Source organism: Arthrobacter sp. P1_B11, from assembly GCF_056406715.1.
In genome coordinates, this window is record NZ_JBFTZQ010000029.1 from 31,355 (window position 1) to 53,121 (window position 21,767).

Here is a 21,767-nt window from a genome sequence, read left to right on the forward strand (position 1 = left end):
TAGTGTTGAGCGCCGCGGCTTAGGGCTGCAGGGCCAGGATGGCGGTGGGGGCGTCCTCGCGCGTCTCGGCCAGCTCCTCGAACTCGTTGATGGCGTTGATCTCGGTGCCCATGGAGATGTTGGTGATCTTCTCCAGGATGACCTCAACCACCACGGGAACCTGGAACTCGCCCATGAGGGCCTTGGCCTTGTCGAACGCGGAGCCCAGGTCGTTGGGGTCTTCCACCCGGATGGCCTTGCAGCCCAGGCCCTCGGCCACCTTGATGTGGTCCACGCCGTAGCCCGCTGCGGTAGCGGAGGAATCAGTGGAGTTGATGTTCTCGAAGGCCAGGGACACGTTCTGTTCCATCTTGAAGCCGCGCTGCGACTGCCGGATCAGGCCCAGGTAGGAGTTGTTCACCACCACGTGGATGTACGGCAGGTTGAACTGCGCGCCCACGGCCAGTTCCTCGATCATGAACTGGAAGTCGTAGTCGCCGGACAGCGCAACCACGGTCTCGTCCGGCTTGCCGCGCACCACGCCCAGGGCCGCCGGTGCGGTCCAGCCCAGCGGGCCGGCCTGGCCGGCGTTGATCCACTTGCGCGGGCCGAAGACGTGCAGCATTTGGGCGCCGGCGATCTGGGACAGGCCGATGGTGGACACGTAGGTGGTGTCCTGGCCGAAGGAGCGGTTCATCTCCTCGTACACGCGCTGCGGCTTGATGGGGATGTTCTCGAAGTGCGTCTTGCGGTGCAGGGTGGCCTTGCGCTCGGCACATTCGGCAACCCAGCCGGAGTAGTCCGGCAGGGTCTTGGCGGCCTGGCGTTCGCGGGCCAGTTCCAGCAGCCCGTCCAGAGCCGCGCCGGCGTCCGACGCGATGCCGAAGTCCGGGGAGAACACGCGGCCGATCTGGGTGGGCTCGATGTCGATGTGCACGAACTTGCGGCCCTCGGTGTAGGTGTCCAGACCGCCGGTGTGGCGGTTGGCCCAGCGGTTGCCGATCCCGATCACGAAGTCGCTCTGCAGGTAGGTTTCATTGCCATAGCGGTGCGAGGTCTGCAGGCCCACCATGCCGGCCATCAGCGGGTGGTTGTCCGGGATGGTGCCCCAGCCCATCAGGGTGGGGATGACCGGAACGTTCAGCAGTTCGGCCAGTTCCACCAGCTGGGCGGAGGCGCCGGCGTTGATGATGCCGCCGCCGGCCACGATCAGCGGGTGCTGGGCCGCGGTGAGCATGTCCAGGGCCTTTTCCAGCTGCTTGCGGCTGGCCTTGGGCTTCTCGACGGGCAGCGGCTCGTAGGTGTCGATGTCGAATTCGATCTCGGTCATCTGCACGTCGATCGGCAAGTCCAGCAGCACGGGGCCGGGTCGGCCGGAGCGCATCAGCTGGAAGGCCTTCTGGAAGGCGCCCGGAACCTGGCCCGGCTCCAGGATGGTCATGGCCATCTTCGTGACCGGCTTGGCGATCGACTCGATGTCCACGGCCTGGAAGTCTTCCTTGTGCAGCTTGGCCACGGGGGCCTGGCCGGTGATGCAGAGCATCGGAATGGAGTCGGCCCAGGCCGCGTACAGGCCGGTGATCATGTCGGTGCCGGCGGGGCCGGAGGTGCCGATGCAGATGCCGATGTTGCCGTCCTTGGCCCGGCTGTAGCCGTCAGCCATGTGGCTGGCGCCTTCAACGTGGCGGGCCAGGGTGTGGCGGATGCCCCCGTGGGCCCTCATGGCCGAGTAGAACGGGTTGATTGCCGCGCCTGGCAGGCCGAACGCCTCGGTGGCGCCCTCCTTTTCCAGGATGGCGACGGCTGCGTCTACGGTGCGCATCTTCGTCATGGTGTGCTCCTTGAAAGTCTGTGGGTTGCCCGCTGTGGGCTGAATTTTTGGGTGTGTTTAGGGAGCCGCCGTCGTTGATGCACGACGGCGGTTGCCCGGTTTTGCTTGTTGAGTCCGCCCTGTGGGCGGCTGGCCTACTGGCGGCCTGGGTTACTTCCGGCCGCTGAGCTGCAGGACCTGCTTGAAGAGGCCTGAGTGATCGAGTCCGCCGTCGCCCTGGTTGACGGTGGCGGCAACGAGCTGTGCGACGACGGCGCCAAGGGGAACGGCGACGTTGGCTTCGCGGGCGGCGGAGGTGACGATGCCGAGGTCCTTGTGGTGGAGGGCAAGGCGGAAGCCGGGGTCGAAGTTGCGGTCCAGCATCTTCTGGCCCTTCTGGTCCAGGACCTTGGAGCCGGCCAGGCCGCCGCCAAGGACCTTGAGTGCTGCATCGGTGTCCACGCCGTAGGCCTCAAGGAAGGCGATGGCCTCGCCGAGGACTTCGATGTTGACGGCCACGATCAGCTGGTTGGCTGCCTTGACGGTCTGGCCGGAGCCGGCGGGGCCGACGTGGACGATGGTCTTGCCGACGGCGTTGAGGACGTCCTGTGCTGCGTCGAAGTCGGCCGCGTCGCCGCCCACCATGATGGACAGGGCGGCGTCGATGGCGCCCTGCTCGCCGCCGGAGACCGGGGCGTCGAGCGGGCGGATGCCTGCTGCGACCGCGTCCTCGGAGAGGCGCTTGGCAACGTCCGGGCGGATGCTGGAAGCGTCGATCCACAGGGTGCCCTTCTTCGCGTTGGCGAAGATGCCGTCCTTGCCGCTGACGACGCCCTCAACATCGGGGGAGTCCGGGACCATGGTGATGACGACGTCGGCGTCCTTGACGGCGTCCGCGATGCTCGTGGCACCCTTGCCGCCCTCGGAGACGAGCTTGTCGATCTTGTTCTGGCTGCGGTTGAAACCGGTGACCGCGTGGCCGGCCTTGACGAGGTTGATGGCCATGGGGAGGCCCATGATTCCGAGTCCGATGACTGCAACGTTGCTCATGATGGTTCTCTTTCTGAAGTCTGTGGTGGTTCTGGTGGCCGAGCCTGTCGGGACCTAGTTGGAAGCGTGCTGGCGGATGGCCCAGCTAAAGGCTGTTTCCGCCGGTTCCTTATATTCGAGACCGATGTAGCCCTCGTAGCCGAGTTCGCGGCTGCGGGCGATCCATTCGCCGAGGGGGAGCTGCCCGGTTCCGGGAGCCCCGCGGCCGGGGTTGTCGGCGATCTGGATGTGGCCGAAGTCCTTGGCGTGCTTTTCGATGACGGCGTCGACGTCGTCCCCGTTGACGGCCAGGTGGTAGAAGTCGGCGAGGAGCTTAATGTTCTCGGCGCCGGATTCTTCCCGGACCCGGCTGATCACCCGAAGGGCGTCTGCGGCGGCGAGGAGGGGGTACTTGGGGGCGCCGCTGACCGGTTCGAGGAGGACGGTGCCGCCGATGCGGGCGACGCCGGCAGCCGCCGTTGCGAGGTTTTCGGCGCCGATGGCGTCCTGCTTTTCGGGCGATTCGCCGTCGATGCGGTTGCCGTAGAGGGCGTTGAAGGCCTTGCAGCCGAGGCGCTTGCCGATGCCGGCTACAACGTCGATGTTGTCCTGGAACTCGCGGGATCGTGCTGGCCAGGAGGTGAGGCCGCGGTCGCCGCCGGGCATGTTGCCGGCGTTGAAGTTCAGGCCCGTGAGCTGCACGCCGGCGTCGTTGATGGCGTTCTCGAACTCGGTGACCTGGGCGTCGGCGGGGACAGAGGTGTCAAAGGGCCACCAGAATTCGACGGCGTCGAAGCCGGCAGCCTTCGCTGCGGCGGGGCGCTCCAAGAGCGGCAGTTCCGTCAGCAGGATGGAGCAGTTCACGGTGTACGTCATTGTCTTTGTTCCTTGCGGGTCCGGTGGTGGCGTCTTTGCTGAGCAGTGCTGGCTTCCTCGGCTATTTCGTATTGTGGAAGTTATATTCTGCTGTATGAAAAGTGTAGGACGGGGCGGGTGCCGGCGTCAACCGTTGCGGACCGTCCGGCAGGCTGATGCCGGAGACGGCACTGCGGAACCCCTGTTTGAACAGCCGATTCGCTTCTAGAATTGTTGTGGGGCCGACGGCAGAGCCCCGGTGAGCCGGGGTGCCTTCCCAAGCGCCGCCGGCCCTTATTGATTCCGATCCGGTCACACTACGGACACGGCTCTTCCGGGCCGGGCGCGGGCGTGTGACGATACGGGCATGAGCGAAGAACTTATGGCGGCGGCACCCTCCGGCGGTGGCGCTCCCCGTAATAGAACGGCCGGACTATTCCATCCCGAAGGCTCCGAGGCGACGCGGAAGATGCGCGAGCAGGCTCGGCGGCGGCGGGAAGCTGAAGCGAAGCTGCAGCTCCACCTGATGCAAAACCACAACAAGATCGCAGGCTCACCCGACCCGGCACTCTGAAGGGGCCGGTGAATCCAGGCAGGGCAACAGCGGCCACCCAGGCGCATTGAGGCGTTTGGGTGGCCGCTGTTCCGTTTGCACACCGGGTCCGGTCGCTGGGACCTTGACCGTACTAGACACGCAGATGCGCCGCTTCGAACGTCGTGGACCCCGGGCCCGGCGCGGGTAGCCTGTTGGGTGCTCCGAGTGCCCGATAGTCCCAGCCAGCGGCGCGGTATGCCACGGCGTCAAGCGCGTGCCGGCCGTCAACGATGTTGCGCAGCTGCACTAGCTCGCCCAGCGCAGCCGGGTCAGCGCGCCGGAAGATGTCCCATTCGGTCAGGACTGCCACGATTTCGGCCCCGGTCACGGCCTCCTCCAGCGAATTCGCGTAAGCGAGGTCCGGATAGCTCCGGCGGGCGTTCTCCATCGCCTTGGGGTCGAAGACCGTGACCTTGGCGCCGCTCTGGTGGAGCATGCGGGCAACGTCAAGGGCCGGGGCGTCGCGGATATCGTCAGAGTCGGGTTTGAAGGCGGCGCCCAAAACGGTCACGCGCACGCCCGCCAGGTCGCCGCACGCCATTTCGGTGATGAGGTCCACGGTCCGCTGGCGGCGCCGTTGGTTGATGGCGTCCACTTCCTGCAGGAAGCCGACCGCCTGCCCTACGCCGAGTTCCCTGGCCCGGTGCGTGAAGGCCCGGATATCCTTCGGCAGGCAGCCCCCGCCGAACCCCAGGCCCGGCTTGAGGAAGCGGCCGCCGATGCGGTTGTCGTAGGACAACGCCTTCGCCAGGAGACTGACGTCCGCGCCCGTGGCCTCGCAGATTTCCGCCATCGCATTGATGTACGAGATCTTGGTGGCAAGGAAGGAGTTCGCTGCCGCCTTGACCAGTTCGGCGGTGGCAAGGTCTGTAATCACCACCGGAGTGCCCTCGGTGATGATCGGGGCATAGCATTCGGCGAGCCGGTCCCGTGCCCATGCGGAGGGCACTCCGAAGACCAGCCGGTCCGGGTGCAGGGTGTCCTCCACCGCGTGGCCTTCGCGCAGGAATTCCGGGTTCCAGGCCAGCTCCGCCAGCGTGCCGGCCGGCGCGCTGGCCTGGATGTTGGCCGTGAGCCGCTCCGCCGTGCCGATCGGAACGGTGGATTTTCCCGCGATGAGGCAATGCCGTCCCAGCTCCGGGGCGAGGCGCTCGAGTGCCGCGTCCACATAGCGGAGGTCGGCGGCAGGGGAATCGGGTTCCTGCGGTGTGCCGACGCACAGGAAATGGACATCAGCATCCCTGGCCGCGGAGAAGTCGCTGGTGAACCTCAGCCTGCCGCTTTCCAGCATCTTCCGCAGGAGCTTCTTGAGGCCCGGCTCGAAAAACGGCAGCTGCCCCTCGGACAGGGCTCGTACCTTGGCTTCGTCGACGTCGATCCCCGTCACGCGGTGGCCCAGCAGTGCCATGCACACGGCGTGGGTTGCGCCGAGGTATCCCGTCCCGATGACGGTAAGGGAAAGGCTGGTAAACACCGGGGCGCCGGTGGAGAGGGAAAAGCCGGACGACGGCGGAACATCCGCGGCGCCGTGCGCCCGCCGAGAGGAACTGCTCATGTCAGGCTCCAATCTGTGCTCAATACCGGGACGGGTTCGCGATCCGGGGACGGGCTGGGGAAGGGCTTCACCAGGTAGCGCGTCGCACGTGCCCCCCAGGGTGGGCGGAAGGAGTAAAGGCAGGCCATGCGGAGGCGCGCGCAGGCACAATACGCGGCGAACCGTTCGGGCGCGACGTGCAGTTCTTCGGCTACGGCCATGATCTCGCCGTGGGCAATGGCATAGCGCCGCGTTGTCAGAAGCTTCTGGCACAACCGCAGCTCAAGGTTCACGGCGAGATTGGCGAGGTCCAGTGCAGGCTCGGCCTGGCAGGCTTCGTCAAAGTCCAGCAACCCGGGCGTGCCGCTTCCTCCCCGCCCCAGCAGTTGCTTGTCATGCAGGTCCCCATGCGCCCAGCGGAACGGATCGGGGCGCGTGGCCATGAGCCCGGTGATGGCATTCTCGGCCTGTGCAACGAGGCCGGTGCGGGCTGCTGCAGCTTCCGGGACGCCTTCGCTTTGCAGGAGCCAGAGATCGATCCAGCGCCGGAGATTGGCCACTTCGGCCGCGGGTGGGTGCAGTGGCAGTCCCGCTACGCTGCTGCGGAAATCGGCACTGTTGGCGACGTCAACTGTTTGCAGCCAGGCCAGTGACCATTCGCGCCACATCCGTGCAAAGGAGGCGTCCGTAACGGTCGCATGGTCCTGCCCGAGCTCATAATATGAGCGCCCCGGAATACTGCTGAAGACGACCACCGAGCGCCGGCTCTCCAGTAGCAAAGGGGCTGTGATGCAGCCTGAGGTCAGGGGCGCGGTGGCCAGGGTATGGTTCCTGGCTGCCGTCTCTGCCGGGCCGGGTCGGAAGACTTTTATGTACCGGCTGCCGGCGTGGACTACGGCGCGTTTGTGGGCGCGATGGGCCACGACTTCTCCCTTGGGGGCCTCCTTTGCGAGCGCGGGAAGCCGTGGGTCCTTCTCCGGTACCGGCTCAAAGATTCCGTGCCGCAGATGGGCCGCGCGGACACCCGGAATCCCAGGGGACCGGATTTCCAGGACGTAGTCGCCGCCTTCGGGTCCGGGCCAGGCACGGCGGACCAGCCAATCCCTGCCCCCGGCATCGGTGACGCGGGACGGTATAGCAGGGTGCCAGCTCATGCGATCAACTCCAGGGCCCGGCGGAGGTGCCAGGCTATGTCGGCGGCCCATTCGGGGGACCGGTCCCGGAACGGATCCACGCTGCCTTTGAACAACCGGACGGCGGCCCAGGCATCGAGGTCCTTTTGCCGGAACCGTCCGCCTGCTTGAACATAGCCTTCGGTCAGACAGGCGGTCTTCGCACCGCCCGCGCCGTGGGTGCTCGCGGCTGCAGCACCGGGCGCCGCCAGAGTAGCTTCCTCCACGGCAGCGAACGATCCCAGATCGGCTTCGGCGGAGCCAGGGTGGGCCCGGTCGAAGTCGATGATGCGGACGTCCGATCCGCCCACGAGCACCTGATCGGCCGAGAAGTCGCCGTGGACGGGGACGCTGGTGCGCTCTTCGCGGTGGCCCAGCAGGCCGGGTAGGCCGCTCTCCAGTTTCCGCGCGTGCCCCTCCAGTTCGGGGACGAGCGCAGTCACCATGGCGCGGGTCGCGGCCAGCTGTCTGATCAGATCATCAAACCAGTCACCGGGAGCGGCATCGGGACGGACGTGCAGGCCGTGCAGCCGGGCGAGAGCCTCCCCGGCGCGATGGGCACCGCCGGCCGCGTGCGCGTCGTCGAGTCCGGCCAGGTCACCTCCGCCCCATACTGGGCTGGCGCCAACTCCGTGACGTGCGCACTCCGGGTCACCGAGTTGCGGCAGGAGCGGGACGCCGTGCTCGTAGAGGCGCTGCTGAAAATCCAGCTGCCGTTCGGCGTCGGCCGCATTGGCCGCTATCTTGATCACGACGGGGGCCGCGGGATCCGGGATCATCAGTACGAGTCGCCGTTCGGGCTTGTAGCGCAGCACGCTGGCCGCACCGGCCAGATGGCCGTCGGGCGGAAGCCAGTCGACGCCCAGACGCTCCACGCCGTGCTTGCGGAGCCAGGCAAGGTTGCGGCGCAGCTTCCAGTCGTCGGCTATATCGCCGGTGGCGACGAGGGCACCCGGCTGACGGGGGTCGGGCCGGAGCACCCTGATGTTCCCCTCGCGCGACTTGGAGGCCTGTTCGCGATGGAGGAGCTGACCGCTTCCCTCCTCGGTCTTGGTCAGGGCCCAGCCGTAATCGAAGCTGCCGTTCCGGGTCCGGCGGAAAGCAACCAGCAAGGAAGTACATGGTTTGTAGCGGACCCTCGTCACCCGGACAGTTTCGCCGAGGAGCGCGGACAGATTGCCGTTGTCCAGCAGGTAGGGCAAACCTGCCAGGCCACTGTCCCGGCTGGCCAGGGCCCGGTCCGGATCCCGGAGGGCAGACGCAGCTGCGGTCATGGCACTTCCAGCCTTTCAAGCGGCCGCCCCGGGTCCTGATCGCCCATCCAGCGTGCGAAACGCGTCTCCGGATCCTGCAGAAGTTCATCCGGCCGTCCCTCCTCGACGATGCGGCCGTCCTCGAGCCAGATGACGCGGTCGCAGGAGCGGGCGGAATGCTCATCGTGGGTGATCGTAATCGAGGTGCGGTCCCGGGTGAGGGCAGCCAGGGCCTCCAGAACCGACTCCCGTGAGGCAGGATCCAAGCCTGCAGTCGCTTCGTCGAGTATCACAATGGGTGCCTGCCGGAGGATGGCCCGGGCGATGGCGATTCGTTGGCGCTGGCCTCCCGAGAGATCCTTTGCCGCTTCACCCAAGACGGTGTCGTAGCCCTCAGGCAGGGAACGGATGAAGGCGTCTGCCTGGGCCAGGGCGGCGGCGTTCTCGATTTCCTCGTCCGTGGCATCCAGGCGGCCAAACCTGATGTTGTCCCGGACCGTGGTGCCAAAGAGAACGGAATCCTGGAGCAGGATTGAAACGTGCGAGCGCACGGACGCGATCTTCAACTCCCTGAGGTCGCTGCCGCCGACCAGCACTGCCCCCGACGTTGGGTCGATCATTCGCAGGATGAGGCTGGCCAGGGTTGATTTGCCGGCGCCGGAGGGGCCGAGGATGGCCAGGTGTTCGCCGGCCGGGACGCTGAGGTTTATTCCGTGCAGCACGGTGGTTCCCTCGCCGTGGCCGGCGGTCACGTCGTCGAACACAATGTCGGGATGGGCGCTCGAAAGCACGCAGGCGTCGGCGGCCTCGGGGAGATCGGTCTGCGCCTCCAGGAGATCTGCCACCCGTTCCCCAGACGCCGTGGCGCGGGCGATCCGGCTGGTTTGCTTGGCCAGGTCCTTGAGGGGTTTCATCCCGGTCTTCAGATAGGTCAGGAAGACCACCAGGTCTCCTGGTGTGATCGAGTGGTCCAGCACGCGCATGCCGCCCCCGGCCAGGACGATCGCCGTGGCCACGCCAATCAGTACGTCCGTGCGGCGTTCAAGTGCCGCGGCCAGCCGCAGGGCCACCACTCCCGTTCCCAGGGTCTGCTTGTTGCTGGACCGGAAGTCGTCGCTGATGGTGTCCTCAAGGCCGTAGGCCTGGACTTCACGCATGGCATTCAGGGTCTGGGCGGCGGTGGTTGCCAGGGCGCCCTCACCTTTGCGGGACCTGCGGGCGGCCACCGTTATTGATGGCGAACTTCTGTGTGACAGCAGCACGAACGCGCCGCCGGCAAAGAACACGACGAGTGCGAGCAGCGGATCAAGCCACACCATGATGCCCGTCATGGCCACCAGAGTGACCATGTTGCCCAGCAGCGGCAGCCCTGCGGTAACGGCCACTTCCTGCAGCCGGGAGACGTCGCCCACCAGGCGCTGGACTGTGTCTCCGGAGGAGGCGCGGGTGTGGTGCCTCATGGAGAGGCTCTGCACATGGCGGAAGGTCCGCGCGCGAAGGTCGGCAGCGATCCTGGATCCAATCAGGGCGAAGGCGATCGCGGACCAGTAGTTGGCGATGGCCCGCACCACGCTGATGACCACAATTGCTCCGCCGCACAATAGGAGGGTTTCCAGGCTTGCGTCCATTGAGGGTCCGGGTTTGCGCAGCGTGGCGCCGAGTGACCGCGACACGGCGTCAACCACGAGTTTTACGGGCCAGGGCTCCAGCAGCCGGAAGAGGACATCGGCCGCAAGGGCCACGAAACCGCCGGCCATCAGGAGCCGGTGTCCCTTGAGATGCGGGCGCACGCAGCGGAGCGTCCGCCGGAGTCCGGACTCCGGCTTGGGGTCGCGGCCCGGCGCCCCGCGGCCGCCCGCATGTCGGGCAGTTGTGCTCATCGCAATGCCGCCTTTGGTTCGGCCGTCAAGGCTTCGGTGATGGTCGAAAGCACGTGGTTCCAGCTGAAGCGGCGCTCGGCGTCGGTCCGGGCCTGGCGGCCCAGGCTTGCGCGCAGCACCGGCTCAGCCGCCAGCCGCGTCAGCGCGGAGGCGAGCCCGGAGGTATCGGCGCCCGGAACCAGCAACCCGGTGCGGCCGTGCTCCAGGATGGACGGGATCTGGCCGACGGACGTTGCGATGATCGGCATAGCCGCCGCCATGTACTCGTAGATCTTCAGCGGTGAGAAGTAGTCTTCCCGGCCGGCGTCCTCGGGAGGGTACGGGGCCATGGCGGCGTCGCATTCATGAAGCAGGCGGGGCACGGTCCCCGGGGGAACTGCCCCGGTAAATTCCGTCTCCACCCCGAGCGTGGCTGCAAGGCGTTCAAGGTTGTCCCGCTCCGGCCCGTCTCCGATCATCCGCACGGTCCAGCGGTCCGGGTCGGCGGAGCGGGTGTTGGCGATTGCGACGGCGTGGAGCAGGTCCGGGACGCCGTGCCAGGGCTTCAGCGTCCCCACGAAGGCCACGGTGAGATGACCGGAATGCCGCCGTCCGGGGCGCCGGGGAGTGATGCGTTCAACGTTGACGCCGTTCGGAGCCAGCACGGTCCTCGCCGCGGGCACCCGGCCGCGGACCCAGCGGACCACAGGTTCTGAGACGCAGGAAACCACCTGCGCCGCACCCGCATTGTGGCGCAGGATTGCTTCGGCCGTTTCCGCGTCCAGCAGCTGGCGGTACCGCCGCTGCTCTTCAATGAGGGGTGCATTGACTTCGAGGACGGCCGGAACGCCAAGGGCCTGGGAAACAAGGGACAGGGCCGGGCTGAACAGCGAGTATCTCTCGTAGAACAAGTCGCAGCCGTCACTCAGGACTGTGTCTGCGAGATCCAGCGCCGCATCCTGGAGAGCACGCTCCGGGTGTATGCCGGGCCCCCGGCGCGGCTGGTTTTCGACGACGTCGAGATCGGCAAGGTCCGCCGGGCGGTCCTCTCCGCGGCGGGTGCAGTAGAGGGTGACGTCGTCCCCTGCATTGCGCCAGGCCCTGATGATCTCCTGCACGTGAACGGAGGAGCCTTTGGTGCCAAAGACGGGGACTCCGCGGTCGGCGCAGAGGTAGGCCACGTGCATCATGCCACCTTCCTTTCCGAAAGGGCCAGGGACCGGAGCAGCTCCACCTGCCGGCGGACGTCGTAATCCTGTTCGATCAGGGCGCGGGCATTGCGGGACAGGGCAAGCCGGTCCGTTCCGGGCGCGCTGATCCGGCGGATTGCCCGGGCCAGGGCGTGCGGGCTTCCGGGAATTGCCAGAATCCCGGTTTGGCCATCATGGATCGCTTCGGGGATGCCTGTGACCGAGGTGCTGATGCAGGGCACGCCAGTTGCCATCGCCTCCAGCAAGACAGTAGGCATGCCGTCGGCGTTGCCGTCCGCGCCGATGACGCACGGGGCCACGAAAACGTCGGAGGAGTCAAGCAGTTCGAGGACCTCGTCCTGGGTCTGCGGTCCGATCAGCCTGACGTGGTTGCCGAGCCTGAGTCGTTCAATGGTGTTCTGCAGTTCCTCGGTAAGCTCGCCGGCGCCCGCGATCTGCACGTCGAGGTGAAAGCCCTGGCCCACGAGCTCTGCGGCGGCAGGCAACAGGTGCTGGAAACCTTTCTTTTCCACCAACCGGCCGACGGCGGCCACGCGCAAGGTAGTACCGATGGGGCGTGGCTCCCGGTAGGGGAAACGATTCAGTTCCAGGCCGTTGCGCACCAGATGGAGGCGGGAGGTGGCAGCGGGAAACAGGCGGCGGAGGTAACGGAAGTTGTACTGGCTGATGGTCACGGCGTGATGGGCCTCTTCCAGCTTCACCCGCAGCTCGTCGGCCTGGACTGACTCATGGAAGATGTCGACTGCGTGGGCCGTGAACGAGAACGGAAGACCGACGAGGGCCGCGGCGAGTCGCGCAACGCTGGTGGCCGCGTTGGCAAAATGGACGTGAAGATGCCTGATGTTCCGCTGCGAAAGGGCAGTTGCGAGGTTGATCGCCTGCGCAGCTTCGGTGCATTCGGCCGCGGTCAGTTGGCCCAGGTTGCGCGAAAGGGCTGCGGACAGGCCGGCTGTATCCGCGGCCCTGAAGTTCTCCCATAGCTCGGACGCCTTGAGCGGCCGGTCAATGTAGGTGACCGGAGCCTTGACCCGGGCAAGCTCGGGATGGAAGCGGGGGTCGTTGGGCTGGAGAAGTGAGAAGATTTCGATCCGGTCCCCGGCTGCCTCCCGGGCGAGGATTTCGGAAACGATGAAGGTCTCGGAGAATCGCGGATACATTTTCAGCACGTAGGCGATGGCCGGTTCAGACTGCAGCACGTGCCGCCCCTTCCCTGATGGTCTCCGCCCGCGAGCCGGCCGGCTGGAGGACCGGCTGCAGGAGGGCGGCTGCCAGCTGAGGCACACGGGCGAGCCCGTTGAGGTGCGCCAGCCGCCGGTCCACCTTGGTGCCGAGGCTTTGTGCCAGCCAGGCCGCCAGGATGGCAGGCGTCAGCGTGCCCATGTCGTGGCGGTCCAGATAGCCGGCCCGGGCCAGGGAGGCGGCCCTGATCTGCTGCTCGGAGCGGGAGTGGTTCCGGGGGACGATCAGCGCAGGCACGCTGGTGCTCAGGAGCTCGCACACCGTGTTGTATCCGCCCATGGAAACAACCGCCTGAGCATTCCGCATGTGCAGGACCATGTCGTCCAGGGCTTCGACCACCCGGACGCCGGGCGTGGCGTGCCGCCGCAGGTCGGCCAGCTCAGGCCCCGGCATCTGCGGACCCGCAACGATGAGGTGTCCGATTCCGGCTGGGAGCGCGGCGGCGGCGGCGATGCTCGCCAAGGCGTGACCATCGGCACCGCCTCCGACCGTTGTCAGGAAATAGGGGCCAGACATGCAGATTTTCCCGGATCCGGGCGGCCTGCCGGTCGCCAGGTAGCCCGTGTATCGGATCATGCTCCGGAGGGACTCGGGAATCTCGCCGGCGGCAAGTGGGTCATGGACTGCGGGGTCGCCGTAAATCCAGACTGCGTCAAAAAGGTCTTTGACGAGCTGTGCGCCGCCGGCACTGTCCCATTCTGCGAGGGCAGTCTCCGGGGAATCCAGCACCTCGCGAAGTCCCAGCACAACCTGCGCCGGAGTCAGGGCACGGGCACGGCGCAGCGCAGCCTCCAGTTCGCGGTGAATGCCAGTGGGATGGCGGTCAACCACGATCAGGTCGGGGCGGAAACCTCCCAGTACTGCTTCCAGCAGGGCGGCCCGCAGGGATACAAGGTCCTGCATGGGGACCGCCAGGTTTCGCGGATGGTAGCCGTCAGGACCCTTCTCGACGCCCGGCAGAATAACCCAGTCCCAGCCCGCCGGAACCTGGAAGCCCGGTGCAAGGGCCGTCCCGGAAATGAGGACGCCGGTTACTGGCCGGCCGGTGAGGCCGGGAAGCTGATTGCTTAGGGCGTGCGCCAGCGCCAGATTGCGGCGGACGTGTCCCAAGCCAAGCGAATCATGGGAATAGAGCGCAACTCTTAACTTTTTCAATGGGCCCCCACGGCCTACTGAATTCGCCCCCCACAGCCAACCGAATTCTCGGTGACGATTACTTTGGTCTAGCCAGCCCTTAAGAAAGGCGCGACCAGCGATAAAAATTATTAGACAACTCTCATAATTTGCCCTAAATGTACTGATGCCCGCGTAGGCTGCCGGTCAACGTCGTTAGAGCTGCCCCAAGAAAGTAATACAGAGCAGCCACAAGAAAGTACGACGCACCCTTGGGAAACCAACCAGTCAGGCGTGGAGCTCCGGAGGGGGCCGGCTGCGGTCCTGCCGGGTCTCTTTCCGTTGTGGCAAAGGCGACGGCGAGCAGCTGATGACAGTGGCAGCGGGAGTTGCCGCGATCTGCAGGGCAGAGTCCCGCAGCCAGGCGTCGTCGCCTTGCATGCCGTCAGTGCTGCGCGCTTGCAGCGGCTCACTGGACGCGTCAAAGAAATACGCGACCGGCGGGTAACCATGAACTGCCGGGCTCGGCGCCAGTCCCGAGATGGTGGCGGCGCCGTGGTGGTTATTGAATGCAGAGTTTCGGGCCAGGCCCTGAGTGGACGCCCCCAGGAACACAACGAGTGCGAGGACTGCCATCACCGTGGCGGGCTGCAGACGTTTTCGCTGGTGTCCGCCCGCGGCGGACGCCAACTGTCTGAAGAGGGTGTGCATAAATACCCCCGACGAGAGGAGGGTGCGAGATGTGTCCCACGTTGCCACCGCTTGTCGTGTAGGTCAATCCTAAAAATTTATCGTTCAACTTTTCTTTCTCGGCCACCTGACGTCGAAAGCAAAAAGAGCGACGGCGGGAGGTCCCGCCGTCGCTCCAGTGCGTTCGTTTGGGGAACAGGCTGTGGAATTCAGCCGGCCGTGCTGCCCCTAATGCTGGCCGAGATTTCCACCCATGGGCGGGACGGTGCCCGGGCCGCGGTCAGCGGTCTCGTCGCGATCCGCAGCGCTCTGGGTGTCACTGGCGGCTGTTTCGTCCGAATCGCCGTCGTCGTCAATGAGGCCGTTGGTCTGGTCGAAGGGATGGGCGATCGTCTCGTCGGCCAGCGCCGAGCTGTCCGCACCGGTTACCGGAGCCGTGCCGGTCACTTCAGGCGTCCCGGCGGTGCCTACTGTCTCGGTGTACACCGGCGTCACCGCCGGGGTCGCCGTGTGGTCGGGGACTCGCACTGTGGCGTCCGAATCGCTGCTGCGGGTGGCTGCGACGGCTCCTGCCGCTGCCGCCGCGGCAACGCCGACCCCCGCGGCGAGCTTGCCGGATACTCCGGCCTTGCCGCTGTCGCCGCGCGACATAGCAGCATGTTCGACGCCGGGTGTGCCGACGGAGGCGCCTTCGTTGACGGAACCCCGCCAGGCGCCGCTGGCATACCCTTCGTCTTCGATGAACTCCTTGAACTTCTGGAGATCGGACTCGGCCTGGCGATCCACCACGTTGAGCTTGTCACCGATCTTTTCCACCAAGCCCTCGGGCTCGTAGTCAATGAAGAGCCGGACGGACGTCTGCCCGCCGCCCACATCCTCGAACTCGACCGATCCGGCGTTTGTGGCACCCTCGGTGGCGGCCCAGGCGACCTTGCGGTCCGGGATCTGCTCGAGGATTTCCGCTTCCCATTTCCGCTTGACGCCGGCGATGTCGGCCACCCACTCAAGGCGGTCGTCACTCAGCTGGGTCACGCTCTTCACGCCGCCCATGAACTGGGGAAAGTCCTCGAACTGGGTCCACTGGTTGTAGGCCGTGCTGACCGGCACATTGACCAGAATTCGTTTTTCAACCCTCGTGCTCACAGTGTCTCCTTTTGTCGACTTGAACAGGCACCGACGAACAAGAACACAATTCGTCAGCATGCTTACCATATCGGCCTGAACCGTTAGCTGGCCAGAGCCGTCCTCCGGCCGTAAGTGAAAGGGAGCCCCTGCGCGAATCCTGTGGACTCAAGCGCGGAGGCTCCCTGGCGCTCCGGTCTGGGGGGAAAGACGGAGAGCTTGGAATCAATGTACAGCCGGGTGGAGGCTTATCAGGGCATATTTAGGACATCTTGACTAAACCTTGAGCCGAATCACATCTATGCCCCGCGCGAAGAGAGGAAGGCGACGGCGCGCAGCCGGCGGGCATCCGCTAATCCTCGCTGCCCGCGGTGTCCACCACGCAGAAACGGTTGCCTTCCGGATCGGCAAGGATCACGTAGTCCGCGTCCGCCGGCCGCTTGCTCCACTCAACACGGGTGGCTCCGAGACCGAGGAGGCGCTGCACTTCGCCGCCCTGGTCCTCGGCGTACAGGTCCAGGTGGATCCGCGGCGGGATGCGGGCCGACGACGGGACCCGGTCCAGCGAGATGCACGTGCCCACGCCGTCCGGCGGCTGGAGGATCACAAAATCCTCATCCGCCGCCCTTCGCGGTTCGTAGCCCAAGGCTGCCTGCCAGAAGGCCATCTGGCGCGGGAGGTCATCAACGCGGATCACGATGGAGCCGATGCTCAGCATGCGGCCAACGTACACCCGCCCAGGGGCTCCGCAAAGCTGTTGCCTCCGGCCGCTCCGTTAGGCTGGCGACAGAGAACACCCGGCAGGCCGCCCTCCCATGTGACCGACCTGCCCCGAGCCGACGGAGCTGTTGGAGACCCATGACCCGGAAGATAACTGTGAGCCTGCCGGATGCGGCACTTCGCGAGTACCTGACGCCGAACGCGGCCGTCACGGTGTTTGAGTGGGACTTCGCGGGCGAGCCGCCGCAGCGCCAGATCGACATCGTGGTGCCGCCGTACATGGGCGGCCCGCAGGTCCTGCGGAATCTAGACGGCGTGGAGACGGCGCTGGTGCAGAGCCAGTCGATCGGGTTCGACGGTGTGGCGGAGGCGCTTCCGGCCGGACGGGTCTTTGCCAATGCCGCCGGAGTGCACGAAACGTCCACCGCGGAACTGGCCCTGGCCATGGTCCTGGCCAGCCAGCGGGAGTTCCCGCGCATCATGCGGAACCAGCAGGAGGGCGAGTGGGACACCAGGCCCACCGCAAGCCTGGCAGACCGCCGCGTCCTCATTGTCGGCTACGGCGGCGTGGGCAAGGCGATCGAACAGCGGCTCATCCCGTTTGAAACGAGCATCACGAGGGTGGCCAGCCGGCAGCGGACGGATGAGACGGGCGTCGTCCATGGCATCGCGGAACTGCCCGCGCTGCTGCCGGAACACGACATTGTAATTGTGGGGGTGCCGCTCGGCGACGCCACCAAGCACCTCATTGACGACGCTTTCCTGTCGGCAATGCCCGACGGCGCGCTGCTGGTGAACGTGGCCCGGGGCCCGGTGGCGGACACCGAAGCCCTGGTCCGCCACACGGCGTCCGGACGGATCCGTGCCGCCCTAGACGTCACGGATCCCGAGCCTCTGCCCCGGGACCACCCGCTCTGGGGCACACCCGGCGTCATCATCACCCCGCACGTGGGAGGGGCGAGCTCCGCGATGCGCCCGCGGATGGGGCGGCTGCTGCAGCGGCAGATCGACCTCATGCTGGCCGGGGAACCGCCGGTCAACGTGGTGCTGGGCGGCTGATGCGACCCGGTCCCACTCGGGCGGGTCCTCTTCAGGCCGGGTCCTCGTTCGGCCCCGTCCCCGTCAGGGTCCGACCGCGGACCGCCTCGGAGCGTCGGGCTCCAGGCCGGGGACTGGAGACTCGTGCCGGCCCCGCCGGAAAAACCGGTTGGCGGCAGGAGTCCACATCAGCGCGGCACCGGCCAGCGTCAGGGCCAGCCCGGCCAGGATGAGGCCCGAGAGGTCTAGCGGCGCTCCCAGCGCGGAAAGACCGGCGACCACGGTCAGGAGGATGCGGGCCCAGCCCGCGCCCCTCAGCAGCTCGATCGCGGCCCACACCTGCAGGGCGGTCAGCGGCACCGCGAACGCCACCATGTACGGCACCGCCCAATCGGGCGTGGACTGGCCGAAGTCGATGCGTGCCACCTCCAAAACAGCCGGCAGGAAGCCTGCAGCCACGGCGCTGGCGAGCCAGAACGCCGCCGACGACCTAATGACTGCCGGTATGTCACCGGGCACGCCGGAATCCAAACGCTGTTCCCCCAATGAAGTCCCCAATCTTCAACATGCGATGTACCGCGGATGTCCGGCGGTGTTTCACAGCCTACAGGTGACGGAATCCGCGGCCCTGTCAAGTGTGGAAGGAGGGCGCCAACACGTCCCCAGCCTCGCGACGTACACTGTCCAAATCAGTGTGCGTGATGTGCCTGCGTGAGGTGGAGCCCGGATGCTCTGGAAGCTGCTCGTTGAGTACCTGCGGCCGCAGCGGCGGCTGCTGATCGCCGTCGTCGTTTTCCAGCTGGCGCAGTCCATCGCTTCCTTGTACCTGCCCACGCTGAATGCGGACATCATCGATGAAGGTGTGGCGAAGGGCGACACCGGCTACATCCTGCGGGTGGGCAGCCTGATGCTGTTCATCACGCTGCTGCAGATCGCGTGCGCGGTGACGGCCGTGTACTTCGGGGCGAAGGCGGCGATGGGCCTGGGGCGTGACCTGCGCGGGGCCATCTTCGGCCGGGTGGGTGAGTTCTCCGAGCAGGAGGTCACCCGGTTCGGTGCCCCGAGCCTCATCACGCGCTCCACCAACGACGTCCAGCAGGTCCAGCAGCTCGTCCTGATGTCCGCCACGCTCATGGTCGCGGCACCAATGCTCAGCATCGGCGGTGTGATCATGGCCGTCCGGCAGGATGCCCAGCTGTCCTGGCTGATCGCCGTCAGCGTCCCGGCACTGCTGATCGGCGTCGGACTGATCATTACGCGGATGGTGCCGCTGTTCCGGAAGATGCAGGTCCGGATCGACACCGTGAACCGGGTGCTCCGCGAACAGCTCACCGGCATCCGTGTGGTGCGGGCGTTCGTGCGCGAGGACATCGAGACCGCCCGGTTCGCGCGGGCCAACGCGGACGTGACCGACACGGCCCTGCGCGCCGGGCGGCTGATGGCGCTCGCGTTCCCGGTGGTGATGCTGGTGCTCAACGTCTCCAGCGTGGCCGTGATCTGGTTCGGCTCGTTCCGGATTGAGGACGGGTCCATGCAGGTGGGCACCCTGATTGCCTTCCTCAGTTATCTGCTGCAGATCCTGATGTCCGTCATGATGGCCACATTCATGGCGGTGATGATCCCCCGCGCTGCGGTCTCCGCGGACCGGATCGGGGAGGTGCTGAACACAGAGTCAAGCGTGCGCCCGCCGACGCACCCCGTGGGTTTTGGCGCCGATCGGGATTTTGGTGAAGACGGCGTTGCCCGGCGTCGCCCGCGAAGGGGCGAGCTGGAAATGCACGACGTCGGATTTGCCTACCCTGGTGCCGAGCAGCCTGTCCTCAGCGGGATCGGCTTTACGGCCCGCTCGGGGCAGACGACGGCGATCATCGGCAGCACCGGGTCGGGAAAGACCACGCTGGTGAACCTGATGCCGCGGCTCTTCGACGCCACCGCCGGTTCGGTGCGGTTCGGCGGCGTGGACGTGCGGGAGCTGCACCCGGACCTGCTGTGGGGGCACATCGGCCTGGTCCCGCAGCGGCCCTACCTGTTCTCCGGCACCGTGCGCAGCAACCTGCTCTACGGCAAGCCCGATGCCACCGAGGACGAGCTGTGGCGCGCCCTGGCCACGGCCCAGGCACACAGTTTCGTCCGGGAGATGGAGGGCGGCCTGGATGCGCCCATCTCGCAGGGCGGCACCAACGTCTCCGGCGGCCAGCGGCAGCGGCTCGCCATCGCCCGGGCCCTGGTGAAGAGGCCCGAGCTGTACATCTTTGACGACTCGTTCTCCTCGCTGGACACCGCGACGGACGCCCGCCTGCGGCAGGCCCTCAAGCACGACACCTCCGGAGCCACGCTGGTGATCATCGCCCAGCGGGTGTCCAGCATCGTGGATGCAGACCAGATCCTGGTGCTCGACGACGGCCGGATCGTCGGGCGCGGAACGCACGGGGAGCTGCTGGAGACGTCCGAGACGTACCGGGAGATCGTCTCCTCCCAGCTGGCGGCGGAGGAGGCGGCATGAGCACCTCAAGCCGGACCGGAACCGGCAGCGGAACGGGAGCACCCGCCGTCGGACGTATTCCCGCGGGCGGGACAGGAGAGAGGCCCGCGGGGCCGCCCCGGCCGCCGATGGGCCCGGGCAGGGGCGGGCCGTTTGCCGGGATGAATGTCCCGGCGGAGAAGGCGATGAACTTCTGGCCGTCGGCCAGGCGGCTGCTGGGCACGCTGCGCCCGGAGCGGCTGTGGCTGGCGCTGGTCCTGGCGCTTGCCGTGGCGAGTGTGGCGTTCTCGGTGATCGGGCCGCGGCTGCTGGGGGAGGGCACCAACCTGATCTTCGCCGGCGTCGTGTCGAAAAACCTGCCGGCCGGGGTGAGCAAGGACGAGGTGATCGCGCGACTGCGGGCGGCCGGCCAGGATTCGCAGGCGGACATGATCGGCGCGATGACGCTGACACCGGGGACGGGGATCGACTTCGCAGCGCTGGCCAGCGTGCTGGAGTGGGCGCTGGCGCTGTATGTGCTGGCGTCGGCGTTCGGCTGGATCCAGGCGTATGTGCTCAACGGTGTGGTGCAGCGGACGGTGTACCGGCTGCGCGAGCGGATCGAGGCGAAGATCAACAGGCTGCCGCTGCGGTATTTCGATTCAGTCCAACGAGGTGAGCTGCTCAGCCGGGTGACGAACGACGTGGACAACATCTCGCAGAGCCTGCAGCAGTCGATCTCCCAGGCGGTGACGTCGCTGCTCACGGTGGTGGGCGTGCTGGTGATGATGTTCCTGCTTTCGCCGGTGCTGGCGTTGATTGCGCTGGTGACGGTGCCGCTGACGCTGGTGACCACGGCGCTGATCGCCAAGCGCTCGCAGAAGCTGTTCGTGGCGCAGTGGAAGCACACGGGGGAGCTGAACGGCCAGATCGAGGAGACGTACACGGGGCACGCGCTGGTGAAGGTGTTCGGCCGGCAGCGGGAGGTGGAGGAGCGGTTCCGGCAGAAGAATGTGGAGCTGTTCGAGGCGAGCTTCGGCGCGCAGTTCATCAGCGGCCTGATCATGCCGGCGCTGACGTTCATCGGGAACCTGGTGTACGTGGGGATCGCCGTGGTGGGCGGGCTGCAGGTGGCGTCCGGGGCGATGCAGCTGGGCGACGTGCAGGCGTTCATCCAGTACTCGCGGCAGTTCACGCAGCCGCTGGCCCAGCTGGGGTCGATGGCCAATCTGCTGCAGTCAGGGGTGGCGTCGGCGGAACGGGTGTTCGAGCTGTTGGATACGGAGGAGCAGAGCCCCGATCCGGCTGTTGCCGTGGCGCCGGAGTCGGTGCGGGGCCGGCTGGTGTTCGATAACGTGTCCTTCTCCTATTCTGTTGACAAGCCGCTGATTTCGGACCTGAGCCTGGTGGCCGAGCCCGGGCAGACCGTGGCGATAGTGGGGCCCACCGGGGCCGGCAAGACCACGCTGGTGAACCTGATGATGCGGTTCTACGAGCTGGATGCGGGGCGGATAACGCTCGACGGCGTGGACGTCACCCTGATGACGCGCAACGAGCTGCGCTCGCGGATGGGCATGGTGCTGCAGGACACGTGGCTGTTCGGCGGGACGGTCCGGGACAACATCGCGTACGGCCGGCCTGGTGCTTCGGAAGCCGAGATTCTGGAGGCCGCGCAGGCGACGTACGTGGACCGGTTCGTGCGCTCGCTGCCGGAGGGCTACGACACGGTGCTCGACGACGAGGGTTCCAATGTGTCCGCCGGCGAGAAGCAGCTGCTGACGATTGCGCGCGCGTTCCTTGCCCGGCCTTCTGTGTTGATCTTGGACGAGGCGACGAGCTCGGTGGACACCCGCACCGAGGTGCTGGTGCAGAAGGCGATGAGTGCGTTGCGGTCCGACCGGACGAGCTTCGTGATCGCCCACCGCCTCTCCACGATCCGCGACGCCGACCTCATCCTGGTGATGGAGGCCGGGCAGATCGTGGAGCAGGGGACGCATGCTTCCTTGCTGGCGGCCGGCGGGGCGTACTCGGCGCTGTATGAGGCGCAGTTCGCGGCTCCTGTGGCGGAGGTTTAAGGGTTGGCGTCG

Annotated in this window: 18 protein-coding genes; 4 read left to right on the top strand and 14 right to left on the bottom strand. The window is 66.7% G+C overall.

All coding sequences use genetic code 11. The features are described from left to right. Positions 1 to 19: 19 nt before the first annotated feature. The 3 genes from gcl to AC1D14_RS18740 form a co-directional block, all read right to left on the bottom strand. Positions 20 to 1,810: a glyoxylate carboligase gene (gcl, locus tag AC1D14_RS18730; protein ID WP_230118445.1), complete on the bottom strand. Its 1,791-nt coding sequence runs from the start codon at positions 1,808 to 1,810 to the stop codon at positions 20 to 22. 150 nt (positions 1,811 to 1,960) lie between these two features. Continuing rightward, the gene (locus AC1D14_RS18735; protein WP_476968960.1) at positions 1,961 to 2,839 is read right to left on the bottom strand and encodes a 2-hydroxy-3-oxopropionate reductase; all 879 of its coding nucleotides are present in this window, start codon (positions 2,837 to 2,839) and stop codon (positions 1,961 to 1,963) included. A 54-nt stretch (positions 2,840 to 2,893) separates the two neighbouring features. After that, positions 2,894 to 3,694, bottom strand: a complete 801-nt coding sequence (locus AC1D14_RS18740; RefSeq protein ID WP_476968961.1) for a hydroxypyruvate isomerase family protein — start codon at positions 3,692 to 3,694, stop codon at positions 2,894 to 2,896. A 346-nt stretch (positions 3,695 to 4,040) separates the two neighbouring features. On the opposite strand from AC1D14_RS18740, the gene AC1D14_RS18745 reads away from it, so the two are divergent. Then, a complete protein-coding gene (locus tag AC1D14_RS18745) occupies positions 4,041 to 4,247 on the top strand; it encodes a hypothetical protein (RefSeq protein WP_476876641.1) in 207 nt (68 codons plus the stop codon). Positions 4,248 to 4,359: 112 nt separating this feature from the next. Here AC1D14_RS18745 and AC1D14_RS18750 read toward each other — a convergent pair whose 3' ends face one another. The 10 genes from AC1D14_RS18750 to AC1D14_RS18795 form a co-directional block, all read right to left on the bottom strand. Continuing rightward, positions 4,360 to 5,823, bottom strand: a complete 1,464-nt coding sequence (locus tag AC1D14_RS18750) for a UDP-glucose dehydrogenase family protein (protein ID WP_476968962.1) — start codon at positions 5,821 to 5,823, stop codon at positions 4,360 to 4,362. Then, on the bottom strand, positions 5,820 to 6,956 hold the full coding sequence (locus AC1D14_RS18755) for a phosphotransferase (protein WP_476968963.1): 1,137 nt from the start codon (positions 6,954 to 6,956) through the stop codon (positions 5,820 to 5,822). The genes AC1D14_RS18750 and AC1D14_RS18755 overlap by 4 nt, the downstream gene beginning before the upstream one ends. After that, entirely contained in the window at positions 6,953 to 8,248 is a 1,296-nt protein-coding gene (locus tag AC1D14_RS18760) for a phosphotransferase family protein (RefSeq protein WP_476968964.1), read from the bottom strand. The genes AC1D14_RS18755 and AC1D14_RS18760 overlap by 4 nt, the downstream gene beginning before the upstream one ends. Continuing rightward, positions 8,245 to 10,107, bottom strand: coding sequence for an ABC transporter ATP-binding protein (locus AC1D14_RS18765; protein WP_476882276.1), 1,863 nt, complete (start codon positions 10,105 to 10,107; stop codon positions 8,245 to 8,247). Before AC1D14_RS18765 ends, AC1D14_RS18760 begins: the two co-directional genes overlap by 4 nt. Next, complete coding sequence (locus AC1D14_RS18770) at positions 10,104 to 11,276, bottom strand: glycosyltransferase family 4 protein (RefSeq protein WP_476968965.1); 1,173 nt, start codon at positions 11,274 to 11,276, stop codon at positions 10,104 to 10,106. Before AC1D14_RS18770 ends, AC1D14_RS18765 begins: the two co-directional genes overlap by 4 nt. Beyond that, positions 11,273 to 12,493, bottom strand: coding sequence for a glycosyltransferase family 4 protein (locus tag AC1D14_RS18775; RefSeq protein ID WP_230118434.1), 1,221 nt, complete (start codon positions 12,491 to 12,493; stop codon positions 11,273 to 11,275). The genes AC1D14_RS18770 and AC1D14_RS18775 overlap by 4 nt, the downstream gene beginning before the upstream one ends. Continuing rightward, on the bottom strand, positions 12,480 to 13,646 hold the full coding sequence (locus AC1D14_RS18780; RefSeq protein ID WP_476968966.1) for a glycosyltransferase family protein: 1,167 nt from the start codon (positions 13,644 to 13,646) through the stop codon (positions 12,480 to 12,482). The genes AC1D14_RS18775 and AC1D14_RS18780 overlap by 14 nt, the downstream gene beginning before the upstream one ends. Positions 13,647 to 13,937: 291 nt before the next feature. Then, a complete protein-coding gene (locus tag AC1D14_RS18785; RefSeq protein WP_230118430.1) occupies positions 13,938 to 14,360 on the bottom strand; it encodes a hypothetical protein in 423 nt (140 codons plus the stop codon). A 207-nt stretch (positions 14,361 to 14,567) separates the two neighbouring features. Next, the gene (locus AC1D14_RS18790) at positions 14,568 to 15,482 is read right to left on the bottom strand and encodes an SRPBCC family protein (protein ID WP_476968967.1); all 915 of its coding nucleotides are present in this window, start codon (positions 15,480 to 15,482) and stop codon (positions 14,568 to 14,570) included. Positions 15,483 to 15,813: 331 nt separating this feature from the next. Continuing rightward, entirely contained in the window at positions 15,814 to 16,179 is a 366-nt protein-coding gene (locus AC1D14_RS18795; RefSeq protein ID WP_230118427.1) for a VOC family protein, read from the bottom strand. A gap of 140 nt (positions 16,180 to 16,319) precedes the next feature. Here AC1D14_RS18795 and AC1D14_RS18800 point away from each other — a divergent pair, with 140 nt between their 5' ends. After that, on the top strand, positions 16,320 to 17,240 hold the full coding sequence (locus tag AC1D14_RS18800) for a 2-hydroxyacid dehydrogenase (RefSeq protein ID WP_230118424.1): 921 nt from the start codon (positions 16,320 to 16,322) through the stop codon (positions 17,238 to 17,240). Positions 17,241 to 17,303: 63 nt separating this feature from the next. Here the strand turns inward: AC1D14_RS18800 and AC1D14_RS18805 are convergent, their stop codons facing one another. Then, on the bottom strand, positions 17,304 to 17,738 hold the full coding sequence (locus AC1D14_RS18805; RefSeq protein WP_476968968.1) for a hypothetical protein: 435 nt from the start codon (positions 17,736 to 17,738) through the stop codon (positions 17,304 to 17,306). 208 nt (positions 17,739 to 17,946) lie between these two features. On the opposite strand from AC1D14_RS18805, the gene AC1D14_RS18810 reads away from it, so the two are divergent. After that, the gene (locus AC1D14_RS18810) at positions 17,947 to 19,722 is read left to right on the top strand and encodes an ABC transporter ATP-binding protein (RefSeq protein ID WP_476968969.1); all 1,776 of its coding nucleotides are present in this window, start codon (positions 17,947 to 17,949) and stop codon (positions 19,720 to 19,722) included. Then, positions 19,719 to 21,755, top strand: a complete 2,037-nt coding sequence (locus AC1D14_RS18815) for an ABC transporter ATP-binding protein (RefSeq protein WP_476882270.1) — start codon at positions 19,719 to 19,721, stop codon at positions 21,753 to 21,755. The genes AC1D14_RS18810 and AC1D14_RS18815 overlap by 4 nt, the downstream gene beginning before the upstream one ends. Positions 21,756 to 21,767: the final 12 nt, after the last annotated feature.

What these genes read in the sequence shown, in the direction of transcription:
- AC1D14_RS18740 (WP_476968961.1), bottom strand. Translation starts at nt 3,694, where the DNA reads ATGACGTACACCGTGAACTGCTCCATCCTGCTGACGGAACTGCCGCTC.
- AC1D14_RS18735 (WP_476968960.1), bottom strand. Translation starts at nt 2,839, where the DNA reads ATGAGCAACGTTGCAGTCATCGGACTCGGAATCATGGGCCTCCCCATG.
- AC1D14_RS18770 (WP_476968965.1), bottom strand. Translation starts at nt 11,276, where the DNA reads ATGATGCACGTGGCCTACCTCTGCGCCGACCGCGGAGTCCCCGTCTTT.
- AC1D14_RS18765 (WP_476882276.1), bottom strand. Translation starts at nt 10,107, where the DNA reads ATGAGCACAACTGCCCGACATGCGGGCGGCCGCGGGGCGCCGGGCCGC.
- AC1D14_RS18745 (WP_476876641.1), top strand. Translation starts at nt 4,041, where the DNA reads ATGAGCGAAGAACTTATGGCGGCGGCACCCTCCGGCGGTGGCGCTCCC.
- gcl (WP_230118445.1), bottom strand. Translation starts at nt 1,810, where the DNA reads ATGACGAAGATGCGCACCGTAGACGCAGCCGTCGCCATCCTGGAAAAG.
- AC1D14_RS18785 (WP_230118430.1), bottom strand. Translation starts at nt 14,360, where the DNA reads ATGCACACCCTCTTCAGACAGTTGGCGTCCGCCGCGGGCGGACACCAG.
- AC1D14_RS18800 (WP_230118424.1), top strand. Translation starts at nt 16,320, where the DNA reads ATGACCCGGAAGATAACTGTGAGCCTGCCGGATGCGGCACTTCGCGAG.
- AC1D14_RS18750 (WP_476968962.1), bottom strand. Translation starts at nt 5,823, where the DNA reads ATGAGCAGTTCCTCTCGGCGGGCGCACGGCGCCGCGGATGTTCCGCCG.
- AC1D14_RS18815 (WP_476882270.1), top strand. Translation starts at nt 19,719, where the DNA reads ATGAGCACCTCAAGCCGGACCGGAACCGGCAGCGGAACGGGAGCACCC.
- AC1D14_RS18760 (WP_476968964.1), bottom strand. Translation starts at nt 8,248, where the DNA reads ATGACCGCAGCTGCGTCTGCCCTCCGGGATCCGGACCGGGCCCTGGCC.
- AC1D14_RS18795 (WP_230118427.1), bottom strand. Translation starts at nt 16,179, where the DNA reads ATGCTGAGCATCGGCTCCATCGTGATCCGCGTTGATGACCTCCCGCGC.
- AC1D14_RS18755 (WP_476968963.1), bottom strand. Translation starts at nt 6,956, where the DNA reads ATGAGCTGGCACCCTGCTATACCGTCCCGCGTCACCGATGCCGGGGGC.
- AC1D14_RS18810 (WP_476968969.1), top strand. Translation starts at nt 17,947, where the DNA reads ATGCTCTGGAAGCTGCTCGTTGAGTACCTGCGGCCGCAGCGGCGGCTG.